Annotated in this window: 23 protein-coding genes and 1 pseudogene; 13 read left to right on the top strand and 11 right to left on the bottom strand. The window is 59.4% G+C overall.

The genetic code is table 11. The features are described 5' to 3' along the window. Positions 1 to 8: 8 nt before the first annotated feature. Positions 9 to 689 carry a hypothetical protein gene (locus AC0L3D_RS23450; protein ID WP_473645947.1) on the top strand — a complete coding sequence of 227 codons (681 nt, stop codon included), beginning with the start codon at positions 9 to 11 and terminating at the stop codon, positions 687 to 689. On the opposite strand, the gene AC0L3D_RS23445 is transcribed toward AC0L3D_RS23450, so the two are convergent. Next, on the bottom strand, positions 682 to 1,044 hold the full coding sequence (locus tag AC0L3D_RS23445; protein WP_473645946.1) for a hypothetical protein: 363 nt from the start codon (positions 1,042 to 1,044) through the stop codon (positions 682 to 684). The genes AC0L3D_RS23450 and AC0L3D_RS23445 overlap by 8 nt on opposite strands. 163 nt (positions 1,045 to 1,207) lie before the next feature. Here AC0L3D_RS23445 and AC0L3D_RS23440 point away from each other — a divergent pair, with 163 nt between their 5' ends. The 5 genes from AC0L3D_RS23440 to AC0L3D_RS23420 are packed head-to-tail and all read left to right on the top strand — an operon-like array spanning position 1,208 to position 2,843. Further along, positions 1,208 to 1,873 carry a glycoside hydrolase family 108 protein gene (locus tag AC0L3D_RS23440; protein ID WP_473645944.1) on the top strand — a complete coding sequence of 222 codons (666 nt, stop codon included), beginning with the start codon at positions 1,208 to 1,210 and terminating at the stop codon, positions 1,871 to 1,873. Beyond that, the gene (locus AC0L3D_RS23435; protein ID WP_287257643.1) at positions 1,870 to 2,073 is read left to right on the top strand and encodes a Pam3-gp28 family putative phage holin; all 204 of its coding nucleotides are present in this window, start codon (positions 1,870 to 1,872) and stop codon (positions 2,071 to 2,073) included. Before AC0L3D_RS23440 ends, AC0L3D_RS23435 begins: the two co-directional genes overlap by 4 nt. Continuing rightward, a complete protein-coding gene (locus AC0L3D_RS23430) occupies positions 2,070 to 2,309 on the top strand; it encodes an ABC transporter permease (protein WP_473645942.1) in 240 nt (79 codons plus the stop codon). Before AC0L3D_RS23435 ends, AC0L3D_RS23430 begins: the two co-directional genes overlap by 4 nt. A gap of 17 nt (positions 2,310 to 2,326) precedes the next feature. Next, complete coding sequence (locus AC0L3D_RS23425; protein ID WP_473645940.1) at positions 2,327 to 2,524, top strand: hypothetical protein; 198 nt, start codon at positions 2,327 to 2,329, stop codon at positions 2,522 to 2,524. A 25-nt stretch (positions 2,525 to 2,549) separates the two neighbouring features. Further along, complete coding sequence (locus AC0L3D_RS23420) at positions 2,550 to 2,843, top strand: hypothetical protein (protein ID WP_473645939.1); 294 nt, start codon at positions 2,550 to 2,552, stop codon at positions 2,841 to 2,843. Between the two features lie 35 nt (positions 2,844 to 2,878). On the opposite strand, the gene AC0L3D_RS23415 is transcribed toward AC0L3D_RS23420, so the two are convergent. From AC0L3D_RS23415 to AC0L3D_RS23405, 3 genes are all read right to left on the bottom strand, one after another. After that, positions 2,879 to 3,163 carry a hypothetical protein gene (locus tag AC0L3D_RS23415; protein ID WP_473645937.1) on the bottom strand — a complete coding sequence of 95 codons (285 nt, stop codon included), beginning with the start codon at positions 3,161 to 3,163 and terminating at the stop codon, positions 2,879 to 2,881. Between the two features lie 159 nt (positions 3,164 to 3,322). Then, positions 3,323 to 3,547: a hypothetical protein gene (locus AC0L3D_RS23410; RefSeq protein ID WP_473645936.1), complete on the bottom strand. Its 225-nt coding sequence runs from the start codon at positions 3,545 to 3,547 to the stop codon at positions 3,323 to 3,325. Next, positions 3,544 to 3,750, bottom strand: coding sequence for a hypothetical protein (locus AC0L3D_RS23405; protein WP_473645935.1), 207 nt, complete (start codon positions 3,748 to 3,750; stop codon positions 3,544 to 3,546). Before AC0L3D_RS23405 ends, AC0L3D_RS23410 begins: the two co-directional genes overlap by 4 nt. A gap of 80 nt (positions 3,751 to 3,830) precedes the next feature. Here AC0L3D_RS23405 and AC0L3D_RS23400 point away from each other — a divergent pair, with 80 nt between their 5' ends. Next, complete coding sequence (locus AC0L3D_RS23400; RefSeq protein WP_473645933.1) at positions 3,831 to 4,031, top strand: hypothetical protein; 201 nt, start codon at positions 3,831 to 3,833, stop codon at positions 4,029 to 4,031. Here AC0L3D_RS23400 and AC0L3D_RS23395 read toward each other — a convergent pair. From AC0L3D_RS23395 to AC0L3D_RS23380, 4 genes are all read right to left on the bottom strand, one after another. Next, complete coding sequence (locus AC0L3D_RS23395; protein WP_473645932.1) at positions 4,028 to 4,336, bottom strand: hypothetical protein; 309 nt, start codon at positions 4,334 to 4,336, stop codon at positions 4,028 to 4,030. The two genes, AC0L3D_RS23400 and AC0L3D_RS23395, sit on opposite strands and share 4 nt — an antisense overlap. A 143-nt stretch (positions 4,337 to 4,479) precedes the next feature. Then, on the bottom strand, positions 4,480 to 4,671 hold the full coding sequence (locus tag AC0L3D_RS23390; protein WP_473645930.1) for a hypothetical protein: 192 nt from the start codon (positions 4,669 to 4,671) through the stop codon (positions 4,480 to 4,482). Then, positions 4,661 to 4,984 (bottom strand): hypothetical protein, encoded by a 324-nt coding sequence (locus tag AC0L3D_RS23385; RefSeq protein WP_473645928.1) that lies wholly within the window; start codon positions 4,982 to 4,984, stop codon positions 4,661 to 4,663. Before AC0L3D_RS23385 ends, AC0L3D_RS23390 begins: the two co-directional genes overlap by 11 nt. A gap of 94 nt (positions 4,985 to 5,078) precedes the next feature. Continuing rightward, entirely contained in the window at positions 5,079 to 5,501 is a 423-nt protein-coding gene (locus AC0L3D_RS23380; protein ID WP_027152614.1) for a YidB family protein, read from the bottom strand. A gap of 277 nt (positions 5,502 to 5,778) precedes the next feature. Between AC0L3D_RS23380 and AC0L3D_RS23375 the strand changes: the two genes are divergently transcribed. From AC0L3D_RS23375 to AC0L3D_RS23365, 3 genes are all read left to right on the top strand, one after another. After that, a complete protein-coding gene (locus AC0L3D_RS23375; RefSeq protein WP_287395122.1) occupies positions 5,779 to 6,063 on the top strand; it encodes a DUF982 domain-containing protein in 285 nt (94 codons plus the stop codon). Positions 6,064 to 6,558: 495 nt separating this feature from the next. Then, positions 6,559 to 6,858, top strand: coding sequence for a DUF1236 domain-containing protein (locus AC0L3D_RS23370; RefSeq protein ID WP_473627609.1), 300 nt, complete (start codon positions 6,559 to 6,561; stop codon positions 6,856 to 6,858). Positions 6,859 to 6,925: 67 nt separating this feature from the next. Next, on the top strand, positions 6,926 to 7,126 hold the full coding sequence (locus AC0L3D_RS23365; RefSeq protein ID WP_023800633.1) for a hypothetical protein: 201 nt from the start codon (positions 6,926 to 6,928) through the stop codon (positions 7,124 to 7,126). A gap of 318 nt (positions 7,127 to 7,444) precedes the next feature. Here AC0L3D_RS23365 and AC0L3D_RS23360 read toward each other — a convergent pair whose 3' ends face one another. Next, positions 7,445 to 8,737: an Nramp family divalent metal transporter gene (locus AC0L3D_RS23360; RefSeq protein WP_473627607.1), complete on the bottom strand. Its 1,293-nt coding sequence runs from the start codon at positions 8,735 to 8,737 to the stop codon at positions 7,445 to 7,447. Positions 8,738 to 9,198: 461 nt separating this feature from the next. On the opposite strand from AC0L3D_RS23360, the pseudogene AC0L3D_RS23355 reads away from it, so the two are divergent. Further along, a pseudogene (locus tag AC0L3D_RS23355) lies at positions 9,199 to 10,426 on the top strand (anion transporter). A gap of 38 nt (positions 10,427 to 10,464) precedes the next feature. On the opposite strand, the gene AC0L3D_RS23350 reads toward AC0L3D_RS23355, so the two are convergent. Beyond that, on the bottom strand, positions 10,465 to 10,854 hold the full coding sequence (locus tag AC0L3D_RS23350) for a YkvA family protein (RefSeq protein WP_128247585.1): 390 nt from the start codon (positions 10,852 to 10,854) through the stop codon (positions 10,465 to 10,467). A gap of 111 nt (positions 10,855 to 10,965) precedes the next feature. Beyond that, positions 10,966 to 12,132 (bottom strand): cystathionine beta-lyase, encoded by a 1,167-nt coding sequence (locus AC0L3D_RS23345; RefSeq protein WP_287395117.1) that lies wholly within the window; start codon positions 12,130 to 12,132, stop codon positions 10,966 to 10,968. A gap of 429 nt (positions 12,133 to 12,561) precedes the next feature. Between AC0L3D_RS23345 and AC0L3D_RS23340 the strand changes: the two genes are divergently transcribed. Then, positions 12,562 to 13,590, top strand: coding sequence for an amino acid ABC transporter substrate-binding protein (locus AC0L3D_RS23340; RefSeq protein ID WP_023800623.1), 1,029 nt, complete (start codon positions 12,562 to 12,564; stop codon positions 13,588 to 13,590). 63 nt (positions 13,591 to 13,653) lie between these two features. Next, positions 13,654 to 14,841, top strand: a complete 1,188-nt coding sequence (locus tag AC0L3D_RS23335) for an amino acid ABC transporter permease (RefSeq protein WP_023800622.1) — start codon at positions 13,654 to 13,656, stop codon at positions 14,839 to 14,841. Position 14,842 lies beyond the last annotated feature (1 nt).

Below are 14,842 nucleotides of genomic sequence, written 5' to 3'. Positions count from 1 at the left end.
CAGGGATCATGGCGGGGCTTGGCGAAGGTTTTTCAGTCGAATTCCTCGGGTATTCAGAAAACGAGACAAATCAGACAACATACACCTTTCTAGCCGAAGATTTCGGTTCTCCTTCACTAACGAGAGAGATTTTTGTTGGAGTAAGCTTTGCTGGGGGTGTCACCGCTTCAGGAGCCCCTTCGGGAACAATTGGAGGTGTTGCAGCTACAATTCAACCAGGAGCATTTGGTTTTTCAGATGGAGTGGACCAGAGTATCGGAACACTTATAATGTCGGCAGCAATACCCTCAGGGACTTCCGGTACTATTGCTATAACCTTTACTAACGGGCAGCGTTTGTGTGCCATAGGTGTGTATAGAGTAGTACATCGAACCAGTATCGTTGATACAGCTTTCGATTCATACTCTGGAGTAAACCCAATTGCTTTGTCAGAGACAATTGACGTTGGAAACAATGGTGCAATTATTGCTGCTGCGACGTTCAGCAACAGCGAAGGGAGTGTTACTTGGGTTGGTGCAACAGAAACTTATGATGACACAGAAGCTGGCGGGAGTGCTCCAGAGCAAACTAGATACTCTGGTGCTTTGATCACAGGATTGCCAACTGAAGTTGGCCGAACTATTTCGGCAACACAGACTTCAACGACTCCTCCATCTGGCGCAACAATGTCTTTTATCTCGATCAATTAGGATGGTCTGCCGGCCAGCCGTTGCAATGGCCGGTTTCGTGGCGAAGGACAGCCTCCGGCGTGGCAAGCGCATAGATTTTCTCGATCACAATCACGATGCAGGATGTTTTGCCAGTGATCGCGGCGCACCCGCGCTGGGTAAAGGTAGATTTCGCAGCGACCTTGTATTTGGCAAAAAGATTAGCGCAGGCCATGACGACCTGCTTCTGAGGCAGGTAGCGCACCGTCAGTTTGCCGGTGTAAGCATAATCGAACCTGGCCGGCGGATTCCACTCGGCATCGTTCTTCCCGGCAGTGGCTGTATTAGCCATCGCTAAATTAGTTAACAATACCATAAGAAGAAATGTCGAGCGCATAACTCTCAATATGAGAGATGCACTGACTCTGCGCAATATATCGCCGCGCTTTTATTTAAGGTTAACAATGTGTGGGGCTGGCGCTTTCCGGCTCCGGCGCAAATCACTACGGGTTTCGCAGTTGCCGGAAATACTCTGTTGCCGAAAAGCAACGGAGCTTGGCATGAACCGTAATTTTGATCGGGCGCTTTCTCTGGTCCTGAAGCATGAGGGCGGTTACGTCAATCACCCGAAAGACCCTGGCGGCGCGACCAACAAGGGCATCACGATCGCCACCTTCCGCAGGTACGTGAACGCCAAGGGAACGCCCGATGATCTCAAGAGGATCACGACGGCACAGGCCGGAATCGTTTATCGCAAGCAGTATTGGGATGCCATCCGGGGCGACGATCTCCCGGACGGTGTTGATTATGCCGTGTTCGATTTCGCGGTCAACAGTGGGCCGGGAAGAGCGGCGAAGTATCTTCAGGCAGTTGTCGGCGTTGCGCAGGACGGGCGCATAGGTCCAGCGACGATTGCGGCATCCAAGGCTAAGCCATCCGGCGCGGTCATCGACGCGCTGTGTGATGCCCGCCTGTCGTTCCTGAAGAGGCTTAAGACGTGGGGGACATTCGGCAAGGGCTGGAGCTCGCGCGTGTCATCGGTACGCTTCGAGGCTCTCGTGATGATCAAGGCAGCCCCGCCAGCGCCTTCGAAGCCTATCCCGGCTCCAAAGCCCGTCACGCCTCCAGACGCTTCCCAGCGCCTGCCTACGCCTGCAGAAAAGCAAGGCTTTTGGGCTGCGCTGATTGCAATCCTCAAAGCAATCTTCGGAAGGAAACCGAAATGACCGCCGTCATCGTTCGCATCGCGCTTCGTTATTTCGCCGGCATCCTTGTCGCCCGCGGGCTGCTATCAGCCGACGACGGCGCAGGGTTCTCGACCGATCCGGATCTTCAAATGCTGATTGAGACCGGGGCAGGGATGGTCATCGGCGCCGTCACGGAAGGCTGGTACTGGATGGCTCGGAAGATGGGCTGGGCAAAATGAGCGCTCTCCTCGCATGGGTTCTCAGCAACCCGACTATTCTGGCGATCGGCGCCGGCATCATCGCCGTAGCTGGCGCATGGTTCAAAGGCAGGCTCTCAGGCGCAAAGGCTGAGCGCCACAAGCAGCAAGTCGAACAGTTGGCCGCTCGCGACATCAGCGACCAGGTGGATTCGGACATTGGCGCACTGCCGGCCGCCAAAGCTCGTGAAGAGCTCGGCAAGTGGGGCAAGTCATGAGGCGGCGGATCACGGACATGCTCGTGCGCGTCCTGATCCTCCTTGCCGTTCTCAACGGGGTTGTGGCCTGCCAGACGGCCAAGGGGTCATTCTGCCAGATCAGCGAGCCGATCCGCCTATCCTCGCAAGCTGTCGATGCCATGTCGGATGCCGAGGTGAAGACGGTGCTATCTCACAATCGCAAGATGACGGCCCTTTGCGGCGTTAAGCCTTAGCATGCACAGAACGGCGGAACAAAGAATGGCGGATGAACTTATGGACACAGGCGATTTGCGCTCTCGAATGGTCAATGTGGAGCACCGAGGCGCCGAACACGCTCAACGGCTCACAGCTCTTGAAACGTGGAAGCAGCAGAGCGACATCGCGGACGCTAGGAAAGACGAGCAGTGGACGACGCTCAAGCGCGATCTGGGCTCACTGACGACCAGCATAGGCGAGGTGCAAGGCACGCTGAAATGGATCGGTCGAACGATTATCGGCGCCATCATCGTGGCCGTCGTCGCTTTTCTGGTGAAGGGCGGCTTTGCGCCTTAACGTCGCGCTTCTCGGGGCTGGCGTTCCAAGGCCGTTCAGCTTCTGCCCTTGCGCTCTTTGGAAACCTCGCCAACGAGGTCGATGACGGCGCGGCGCTGCTCACGAGACTTCCCGGACCACATGCCTTCGACATTGCCGGTCAGGCTTCGCTCGGAAGCTCCGTTGGCCGCCATGCAGAGGCGGGCACCGTCACAGCCGCAATCCGGGAAACTGCAATAGTCGAACTGGTCTTCGGTGTTCCCATAGGCATCAACTTGCAGACCACAGTCGGGACAATGAGCATCGGTGGAATTGAGGTGGTCTGTGCAGTTCGTGGTCATCTGTCGTCTCCAGTTCTTTTTCGTCGTGAAAGAAGGGTTCCCAGGGACAGATTCCATCGCCGCCTTCCTGCTCAATCTCGAGATCGCACTGATCTTGCAAACCAGCCCCGCAGTAGCGGCAAATCTTACCGGCGTTCATCTGTCGTCTCCAGTGCTTGTCTAGTTGCCGTCGCGTTTCGGACGCAGCGCCTGCTCAAGTTCTCCCGCTTCCGGCCAGATGACGGCGTAGGCACGTCCCGTGAGTACCCACCAAGCCGCGCGAAGGCGGTTGCCGTCGTAAGGCATGGCGACCGCGCGGGCGTAGGTGCCATCTGGCCGGCCAGCCGAGCAGTTGGCGGGGTACATGCTCGCGATGGTGTGGACGCCCCAAGGTCTGTGGGTCATGACGGCACCTGTGATGTCTTGGCGAAGGAAATTGCCCGGTTCAGTTTGTCGAGGTAGGGGCCGGCGGTGTTGCCGCGCGTGTGCACTTCTCGCCTGATCTGAGCCAGCAGAGCGCGCTTGTCGCTCTCCAGACAGGTAAGCCACTGCTCGACTGTCAGAGCGTCGGGCTTCGTAAAATCTGACTTGCGCGGCTTGGTTGTCATCGGGGCGTTCCTCTGCCGTCTTGCGTATCATCAGCTAACGTGTATATTACAGACTATGGCATTTAGCGCAAGAGGTTGATATGGCGATCCAGACGAAAATCAGAGAATCAAACGTGCCGCCAAAATTGGAAGAAGGATCGGAAACCGAGCGCATCCAAATCGTCGCGCCCGCCAGTTGGGTCCAGCGCGTGGAGGAATGGCGGCGCAGGCAACCGCGCATTCCCAGTAAGTCCGAGGCCATTCGAATTCTGGTTGACAAAGCGCTGGCGGCAGAGCGCTAATCCACCTCATCCACAAGCCGCTTCTTCCGCTTCGGCGGCTTATATCTCTCCACCAGCTTGACCGCTTCAATGCCGACCGTGACGCCTAGATGCTCGCCGACCACCGTTACCTTCTCATCGTCTACCCTGATGACTTCGCCCGTGAGCTCGATCTTCTGGCCTCGCTTGACCTTGGATGTGGAATCTCGGATCGAATGCGGGAATTTGTAGCTTGGGAGCGAGACGCTTACGCGGTCCTCTAAAACCCGCCGCCGCACGGTGGCGGTGATCGAAACGGTGTCGCCGATGCTTATGCCCTTGCCCATCCTGTGATGGTGGGGCGTGGAAGGCGCGCGTCAAGGGGCCCAGCCAAGCCACTGAAGCCAGCGATAGATCAGCCCGCCAACGATCACGAACGGCGCGACAATCAGGGCAGCGGTGACGATGAGGCGGGCGCGGCGCTGGATTCTCATTCTTTGATGATCCGAAAATTGGTGAAGCCTTCGCCGCCGTTGGCTCTGTCGTTCATCCTCTCAAGCATATCCTCAAGCCACCGGTCGCTGTAGGGCGCGCTGCCCCTAGGCTGCAGTCTCTCGCTCAGATCCCAGTACAGCGCGTCAGCTTCCTTGCGGGTCAGTTCGCGTGTCGATTTAACGCCCATCTACCGTTCCTTTCACCTTCCGAATTGCGTTGCCACTGGTGATCATCACATATCCGTCTTCAAATTCCACGCGAATGCTGTTGAACTTGCCTCGCGCCGTGACCTTGCATGTCTGGCCTTTGCGGCCCTGCCGATCCCAGCGGTAGGTGTAGAGTTGAGTGGTCGTTTTCGGTTTACAATTTCGTTCTAACCCATTGATTTCCATCTGGGCAAATCGGCCTTTTTCTACAGCCACACCATTGAAATCATTGGAAAGGAACCGGCCTTCTAAGCCGATGGTCACAGGTTCGAATCCTGTCGGGATCGCCAGCATTTTCTGTGTCCAGCCCGGAGACATAGTATCGGCGATACGCTGATCGGCCCGCGTCCTCGCCCGGAGGCGCGGGCTTTGATTTTTCAGCTTGGTGCTAAGTGCGACTAGCTCCAGGTGCCTCGTCGAGGAGATTTGGACCTTTACTCACAGGCATCTGGCCGTCGGGAGTAAGCTTGTCCACTGCGTCGGGCAGTTCACTTGTGAGCCGGTCGAGAAGTTCCTCGCGGGACAATCCGGTTTGCTCGGCGAGATCGCTCAATGTTTGCGGGTCGATCGCTTTCTCGACTTGGTCGCGCTGAACGGGGCGATTCGATCCTGTACCAACCCAAGAATCGACTTGATCGCCCGCACCCGCATTCTTGAGACGCTCCAGGATGTCGCCGAGCCCGCCGGTGGAGCCAGCGTTTTTGGCATCTGTCGAGTTCCTACCGGCGATTAACTCGCCGATCTTGTCCCTATTCTTGTAGGCAAGCAGGCCAAGCAAGGCTATGGCGACTTTTCCTATGTCAAGGCTCATTTCGCACCTCCTTTCATGAAGAACGGACAAGGCATGCGGCTTTGAAAGGTTCCACGGTATTTGCTGCTGGGCTGGTTTTCAGTTCGGTTAAGGACGATGGGGCTTCCCGGTCGAATCCAGGCAGGACTTCAGCGCGGGCGCCGCCGAAACGATCAAGGCTATCGGACGTGCGTGTTCAGCCTCGATCGTTTCGGACAGCGGCGCTCTGAATTCACAACCATGCAACCACTGCCTTGTCTTTGCGTTTAGCCGCTTTCAATCCCGGCGAGCTTTAAAAATGACGGCGTTCACCCCGATTTCAATCACCTTGAATGGCAAAGCGAAGGCGATCGCGTCGATAGCCGACGCTGCGAAAGCGCTGCAACAACCATGGCCATCCATGGACAAGCCGTCCCGACTTGAAGCAATCCGAATGATCGAGGAATGCCTGGCCGGACATTGCAGTCACCAGGCTGCGTTCGCCGCTTTCGAGGCGGCCGCATCTGAACAATGCCTTCTTGAGCAAAAGCCTCCAAGCGCGGGCCTCAGGAAATTCGACGGGGTTGCCGAAGACCTGATGTGAAGTGATGCTGCCGCGCGACCTTCGAACCGCTGACAGGCCTCGCCCGGGCGGAGTTGGCCAGTCGTGATTGTGGACCACCCGCCAACAAAATTGAGGAATGGCGGGTAGTCCGTATCAGCGCAGGAAGGGACGTAGCTGCGCAGATCGCAATTCATTCTTGGTCCAATCGTCAAAGTCCGGCTTCCCTGGCCACCGACCGTTCGCCAAGGAACGAGATGGAGACGGCGAAGACCGCAGCGAGTAACCAGCGGGCTTGGTGGACGCCATTTTCCATCGGCTCCTTGCGTGAGCTCACAGCAAGCGACTGCTACGAGCAGCCGCAGTGCCGGGTGGCGCGGTGTCCGGGCTATTACGCGAAAACAGGTGAGACTTAGGTCCCGTCTCGAATCAGACCGAAGCCCAACCAAGGAACGTTTGCGGCTGCCTGAGGTTTGGTGAGCCTGGCGCGAAGACGATGCCGTTCAGCGCAATAGAGCTCACATCAAGGAGGCACTTATGAGTATGCGTCTTTCCACTGCAGCCGCTGGGTTTCTGTTGCTGGCCGGTATCGCCGCCGCTGCCGCTCAGGACGTAGTCATCGAGCCTGAACAGGAGACCGTCATCAGGGAGTATGTCAAAAAGCAGCCGCTGGCATCGGTGGAAATCCCTGGAGTGGAGCTCAATATCGGCTCAACCTTGCCCGAAACCGTCGAACTTCATGAAGTCCCCGACACAAAATACCGTTACGTGGTGGTCGACAACCGGACCGTTGTGGTTGACCCGGGCACGCGCAAGATCATCAAAGTCATCGAATGAGCTAAGCGACTGGACCCGCCGTGCCGAAAGGTGCGGCGGGAGTCGAGCGACGAGGAATGTGATCACCATGTCGAACCGTGAGATTGGAGCGTCGCAGGCGCTGCGAATACGCGTGGCTGACCTCGCTGAGAGGATGCGCGGCGCCCGGATTACCGAAAACGAACTGAAGACCTTTCGAAAGGTCGCAGCAGTCCTGGAGGACGGCAAGGGCAGAATCGATGCCGACGATTTGATTGCCGCATCCTTCGTCGTCGATCCGCCAGACTGACAAGAAGTGCTGCAATGTCCCTGTCTCCCAGCCTATTCTCTGTTGGCCTGACTTTCCAATGCCCGCAGTGCAACTTCACCGTCATCAAGAACGGCCGCTGGTTTCAGGTCGTTTCCCATTACAAGTGCGAGGGATGCGGACGCGAGATCCGGATTACCTATCCCGACAAGATTGCGATCTTCCAGAAGCACGCGCACTTGGCCATGCCGCCGGGAGCGCGGTAGCTGCGGCAGATGTGCAGACCAACTCCTTCATTGCCAACTCCTTCATTGAAAGTGAGCTCGAATTGCCGGACTCGAGCGCGAGCGTCATGGTGACCTAGATAAACCAGGTCGCCACCAGCCCCAAAGAGGCGGAAAAGATTGCGATCGTAGTAGCCCATCCCAAGGCGTTGGTTGTCCGGCTGTTGACCTTGTCTCCCATGATCCGCGGGTTGTTCGTCATCAGCATGATAAGAAGAAGCAGTGGCGGCGTGGAAAAGCCCTGCACGATACCGGACCAGACGAGCGCCTTCATTGGGTTGAAACCCAGGAAATTCAGGCCAACAGCAATCAGCGTGAAGGCGCCGATCGCGGTATAGAACTTTGGCGCCTCACGCGGCTTGGCATGAAGGCTGTGCTCCCATCCAACCGCCTGCGCCAGATCGTATGCGGCACCTGTCGTCATGACCGGAACGGCAAGGAACCCGACCCCGATCACGCCGGCCGCGAACAGTACGCCAGCGGCTGCACCAGCGAGCGGCTTGAGAGCTTCGGCTGCTTGAGCGGCGGTCTCGACGTCGTGCTCGCCGGCTTCATAGAGCGTAGACCCTGTCGACAGGATGATAAAGTACATGATGAGGTTGGAAAAAATCATGCCGATCAGGATATCGCGGCGGGAGCGGCGCAGTTCACCGTCGGTGGCACCCTTGCGCTTCCTCAACGTCGTTCTCCCCTCGGCAATCTCTTCCTCCACCTCCTCATTCGACTGCCAGGTGTAGAGATAGGCTGAAAGGGTGGTGCCGATGATGGCCACCAGAATGGACAGGAACTCGCGGCTGAACTGGATTTTTGGAACAAGGGTTCCCCACAGCACGGCTGCCGCATCCGGCTTCGCCAGGATGGCCGAGCCGACATAGGCAAGCAGGGCCAGCGCGAGCCAGCGGAAGATGTTGCGTATGAGCGTGTAAGAGCCCCAAAGCTGGAGAGCAAAGATAGCGGCCGCGACTACAACCACAATGAGGGGAATCGGAACAGGAAGGAAGATGTTGATGGATGCAGCCATGCCGCCGAGATCGGCGGCTGCTTCGATCGTGTTGCCGATCAGCACGCCCACCAGGACAGCCCAGAGCAGCCATCGGGGATAGAAGTCCTTGATCGCATGAAAGAGGCCGCGGCCCGAAACCTGTCCAAGCTTCGACGAGAGATACACGACCGTGTACATCATCGGCAGCGTTACAGGAGCGGTCCAAAGCAGGTCCGGGCCAAAGCGCGCGCCGGCACTTGCATAGGTGCCGATCGCCGAGCAATCGTCGTCGGCGGCGCCGGTGATAAGGCCGAGTCCAAGTGCTCGCCCTATGCCGTCCTTCTTGTCTTCCCGTGGTGAAGTGGCGTTACGATCGCGCTGCGTCATTGCGGCCACGCCGCGCAAAGAGGGTCACGCGCAAGCACGAGAAAAACGTCGCGAGCAATTATCCTATAAATGTACTGCAGCACGGGAGTGGGTCTCATACCGGCAAACCTCTACCGCCGTTCCAACTCCGCAATCGGCTGCTTGTTCCCCGCGTCAGCCGAGTGTTCAGGGCATGATAGAGCCCACAATTTCAATGAGCTTGGGCATCTTCCAAGCCTTTCATCTTTTGACGGAACCCTACCCGACGTTTTACGAGATATTCTGCCGGTGTGATTGTCTGTTGGCCGATGGTGCGCCAGTCCAATGGTTCGACGGCGTGCGCGTCACATAAATGTTTGATGTTGCCAAAAGGCTTGCTCGATCGGATTGAGCTAGGGTGAGTATGGCGGCAGGAATCACAGCTTGCGCCGGCTGCCCTTAGGGCCTGGGGCAGGGCGGATCTGAACGGGGCTTTTCCACGAATGACTTTGATGGGCGCGGCGGCACTGCTGATCCTGATCCTGACCTATGCCGGCGTCGCCGTCGGCAGGTTCCCCGGCCTGCGCCTCGACCGGGCAGGCATCGCGCTGCTCGGCGGTGCGGCGATGATCGCCATCGGCGCACTCAGCCTGGAGGACGCATACCGCGCCATCAGTTTCGACACCATCACGCTGTTGCTCGGCATGATGATCGTCGTGGCGCATCTGAAGGTCTCGGGCGCCTTCCGTGCGCTCGGCGCCATTGCCATCGAGCATGCGCATGCGCCGTTCATGCTGCTGGCGATGGTGACGCTGCTGACCGGGGTGCTGTCGGCGTTTCTGGTCAACGACGCGATCTGCCTGGTCATGGCGCCGATCGTCGTCCACGTCACCCGCGTCATCAACCGAAACCCTGTCCCCTATCTGATCGCCACCGCTACGGCGTCGAATTGCGGCAGTGTCGCCACCATCACCGGCAACCCGCAGAATATTGGTCATCGGCGCGCTGTCGAGGATTTCCTATCCGGCCTTTTCGGCGGCCCTGGCGCCGGTCGCGCTGTTCGGCCTCGTCGCCGTCGTCGTCATCGTGCGCATCGTCTATCGCGCCGAGTTCGCGCGCAAGGCCGAACTCAGCCCCGAAGTCTATCGCGGCCGCATGTTGCCGGGCCAGGTACTCAAGGCGGTGGTCGTCTGCATCGGACTGGCGATCGCCTTCTTTGCCGGCGTTCCGGTCGCCAAGGCGGCGCTCATCGGCGGCGCCATTCTTCTCGTGACCCGTGCCATAAAGCCGGCGCGCATCTACCGCGAGATCGACGGGCCGTTGCTGTTCATGTTCGCCGGCCTGTTCATCGTCGTCGCCGGCGCCGAGAAGACGCTGCTCACGCCCGACATCATAGCCTCGGCAAAAAGCCTCGGGCTGGACGACGTCTGGCGGCTGTCAGGCTTCACCGCGGTGCTGTCCAACATCATGAGCAATGTCCCGGCCGTGCTGGCGCTGCGGCCGTTCATACCCGGCCTGGACGACCCTGAGCGCGCCTGGCTGGTCGTCGCGATGAGCTCGACGCTGGCCGGCAATTTCACGCTGCTCGGTTCAGTCGCCAATCTGATCGTCGCCGAGTACGCACGGGTCTCCGGCACACCTCTGTCGTTCGCCGACTTCTTCAAGGTCGGGCTGCCGCTGACGCTGGTTACGCTGCTTGCCGGGACGGCGTGGCTGGCGCTAGGGTTTTAGCAGCAGGCAAGGCTGCTTCAGGTGCAGGCCTGGTCGGACTATTTGGCGTGCGTGGGCCAGAACGCCCAGATCAGCAAAGCTGCCAAAGCCAGCCAGAGCGCCACGACAATGAACATCCCCATCCTGCTTTGCGGCTGTTTTTCGAGCGCGGCAGCCCGCGCCCTAAATTCGGCCATCAGCGACGGCGCAACAAGCCTGATGGCCAGGACTACGCCGAGCGGAACGATGATCAGATCGTCGATATAGCCGAGCACCGGAATGAAGTCGGGGATGAGGTCGATGGGGGAAAGCGCATAGGCGGCCACGATCCCGGCAACGAACTTCGCAAACCAGGGCACCCGAGGGTCGCGCGCGGCGAGCCACAGGGCGACGACATCAAGCTTGATGTCGCGCGCCCAGCGCTTTGCGGCTTCCAGCCAGGCTTTCATAGCGCTATTTTAGCACAGATTGTCCGCCGACACCCGAGCGACGGTTGCTGACTGGCAGGGTTCGATCACGGTAAAGCCGTCAGCAACTTTTTCGAATCAGCTTGGCAAGCCTTAAGCGGCCGCCGCGGCGAGGCCGCGCGCCAGATCGGCTGTGAGGTCCTCGACATCCTCGAGCCCGATCTGCAGGCGGATGAGCGGGCCGTCATAAGACCCCTTGGCGACGACGCGGTCGCCGAGGAAGACCGGCACCGCAAGGCTCTCATAGCCGCCCCAGGAATAGCCGAGGCCGAATATCCTGAGCGCGTCGAGGAAGGCATGCTGCTGTTTCTGGCCGCCGCCCTTGAGCACGATCGAAAAAATGCCGCTCGAGCCGCAGAAGTCGCGCTTCCAGAGATCGTGGTCGGGATGGCTGGCAAGCGCTGGATGCAGCACCCGCGCCACGCCCGGCTGGCCCTCCAGCCAGCCGGCGATCGCCAGAGCGCTGCGCTGATGGTGGTCGAGGCGCACACCCATGGTGCGCAGGCCGCGCAGCACCTGATAGACGTCGTCCGGCCCGGCGCAGCAGCCCATCGTGTAAAATGTCTCGCAAAGCTGTTTCCAGCAGGCCTTGTTGGCCGACGCCGTGCCGAGCAGCACGTCGGAATGGCCGGCCGGATATTTCGTCGCCGCATGGATCGAGATGTCGACGCCGTGGTCGAGCGGGCGGAAGTAGAGCGGCGTCGCCCAGGTGTTGTCCATCATCACGATCGCACCTGCGGCGTGTGCCGCGCTGGAAATGGCCGGTATGTCCTGCACCTCGAAAGTGTTGGAGGCCGGCGATTCGGTGAACACGACCTTGGTGTTGGATTTGATCAACGCCGCTATACCGGCGCCGACATGCGGATCGTAATATTCGACCTCGACGCCTAGCCGTTTCAGCATCGTGTCGGCGAAATTGCGGGTTGGGTGATAGACGGAATCGACAATCAGGACATGGTCGCCCGCCGACAGGAAGGCGAGCAGCGGCACTGTCACCGCCACCAGGCCGGAGGGCACCACAATCGTGCCGGCCGAGCCTTCCAGTCCGTCGATGGCGCTGGCAAGCGCGTCGGTGGTCGGCGTGCCGCGCGTGCCGTAGGTGTATTTCTGGCCGCGTGCCGCCATCGTCGCCGCGTTGGGAAAGAGCACGGTCGAGGCATGCACGACCGGCGGGTTGATGAAGCCGAAATAGTCATGCGGATTGTTGCCCGAGTGGGCAAGCCGCGTGTTGATGCCCATTTCATTGCCGTCTTTTGCCATTGCGCTTCGCCTCTGATGAAGCGCTAGCCATAGTGCGGCGGCATTGGCCGCGCAACCGTTCGCCAACCGCCAGCCGGCGGACTGGTTGTGCCAATCGCTCCGATGGCTTTCCGGCGCGGCGCTGCCTCCCCGAAGACGGATTTTAGAAGCCAGCTCCGATTCGCGTTGGCCGGACCTCGCAGTTGCTGGCTAATTTTCGGGCGCGTTTGTCTGCAATTCAGGCATTTGCGGCAAATGGTTTGAAACTCTTTGGGTTTCGGTCATTTTCCTTGACCTCACTGTGATAATCGCCTTCGATGCAGTTCGTGAATGGGAGGCAGCGCGTCGGTTGCGATGCGGGTTCCGGTAATGGGCCGGAACGGGAAGCTGCGTTCACACGGAAAAAAAAGTCAGGTTCGCCTGAAAAAAACAGAAAAGGGTCTGTGGGTTATGAAACACATTGCAATCGGCATTCTGGGCGCCGCCGCGCTTGGATTGGTGGCTTCGGCCGCGTCGGCGGCCACGCTCGACGACGTCAAGGCCAAGGGCTTCATCCAATGCGGCGTGTCGACCGGTCTGGCCGGCTTCTCGGCGCCGGACGACAAGGGCGACTGGCAAGGCATCGATGCGGACTTCTGCCGCGCTGTCGCGGCCGCCGTGTTCGGCGATGGCACCAAGGTCAAGTTCACGCCGCTCAGTGCCAAGGAACGCTTCACCGCACTGCAGTCAGGCGAGATCGACGTTCTGTCGCGCAACACCACCTGGACCATCAACCGCGATACGGCGCTTGGTCTGAACTTCGTCGGTGTCACCTATTATGACGGACAGGGCTTCATGATCAACGCCAAGAAGCTGCCGGGGGTGAATTCCGCGCTGCAGCTTTCGGGCGCGGCGGTCTGCGTGCAGAGCGGCACCACGACCGAACTCAACCTCGCCGACTACTTCAAGACGAACAAGATGGAGTACAGCCCGGTCGTATTCGAACAGCTGTCAGAGGTCGACGCGGCCTATGACGCCGGCCGTTGCGATGTCTACACCACCGACCAATCAGGTCTCTACGGCATCCGGCTGACGCTGGGCGCGCCCGCCGACCACGTCGTGCTGCCTGAGATCATCTCCAAGGAGCCGCTCGGACCGGCCGTGCGCCAGGGCGACGACCAGTGGTACCACATCGTCAAGTGGACCTATTTTGCGCTGCTGCAGGCAGAGGAACTCGGCATCACCAAGGCCAATGTCGAGGAAATGAAGGCCTCGGACAATCCCGAGATCAAGCGCGTGCTCGGCCAGGAGGCCGATACCAAGATCGGCACCGATCTCGGTGTCTCCAACGACTGGGTCGTCAACATCGTCAAGACCGTCGGCAATTACGGCGAAATGTTCGAACGCAATGTCGGGTCGGGCAGCCCGCTGAAGATCGCGCGCGGCATCAACGCGCTGTGGACCAAGGGCGGTCTGCAATACTCTCCGCCGATCCGCTGATCGAAATGTGATCCGGGAGGCAGATCGTCTGCCTCCCGGTTTCTCTTTCCAGGGGATGGTCGAATGGCATCGCAGGAAATTCTTCGCGAGGAGCCAAGCCGCGGCTCCTTCATCAATGATCCAAAGGTCCGCGGCATAGTCTTCCAGGCGGTGGTCGTCATCGTGCTGGTTGCGTTGGTCTGGTGGATCGTCCAAAACACCATCGACAATCTGACGCGCCTGCGCATTGCGTCAGGCTTCGGCTTCCTCAGGGGTCGCGCCGGCTTCGACATCAGTGACAGCGCCATCGCCTATTCGTCGGATTCGACCTATGGCCGCGCCATCGTGGTCGGCTTTATCAACACCCTCATCGTTGCCGCCGCCGGCATCGTCACCGCCACCATCATCGGCTTTATCCTCGGCGTCGGCCGGCTTTCGCACAACTGGCTGATCCGCAAGATCTGTATGGTCTATGTCGAGGTCTTTCGCAACATCCCGCCGCTGCTGGTCATCTTCTTCTGGTATTCCGGCGTGCTTTCGGTGCTGCCGCCGCCGCGTGAAAGCATCAATTTGCCGTTCAGCTCCTTTCTCAACCAACGCGGCTTTTATTTTCCACGCGCCGTGTGGGGCGAAGGCTCCTGGCTGATCCTGGTTGCTTTGCTTCTCGGCATCGCCATGGCGTGGTTCGTCGCCCGCAAGGCGCGTCAGCGGCAGATGGCGACCGGCCAGCAATTCCCTGTGTTCTGGACATCGGCGGCTTTGATCATCGGCTTGCCGTTGCTGGCCTACGCGCTCAGCGGCTTCCCGCTGAGCTTCGATTATCCAAAGCAATCGACCTTCAACCTGACTGGTGGCTTTCAGGTCAAGCCGGAGTTCCTGTCGCTCTACCTGGCGCTGTCCTTCTATACGGCGGCCTTCATCGCCGAAATCGTGCGGGCCGGCATCATGGGCGTCAATAAGGGTCAGACCGAGGCAGCCGGTGCGCTCGGGCTGCGGCCGGGATCGATCCTGCGGCTTGTCGTCATTCCGCAAGCCATGCGGATCGTCATTCCGCCGCTGACCAGCCAATATCTGAACCTGACCAAGAACTCGTCCCTGGCCATCGCCATCGGCTACCCGGATCTGACGGCGACGACCGGCACGGTGCTGAACCAGACCGGTCAGGCTATCGAGTGCGTGCTGATCATGATGGTGGTCTATCTCGCACTCAGCCTGTTGACGTCGGCGGTCATGAACGTGGTCAACGCCAGAATGGCGCTGGTGGAGAGGTAGC

Source organism: Mesorhizobium sp. WSM4837 (genome assembly GCF_055811435.1).
This window is presented reverse-complemented; position numbering and strand designations above follow the sequence as displayed.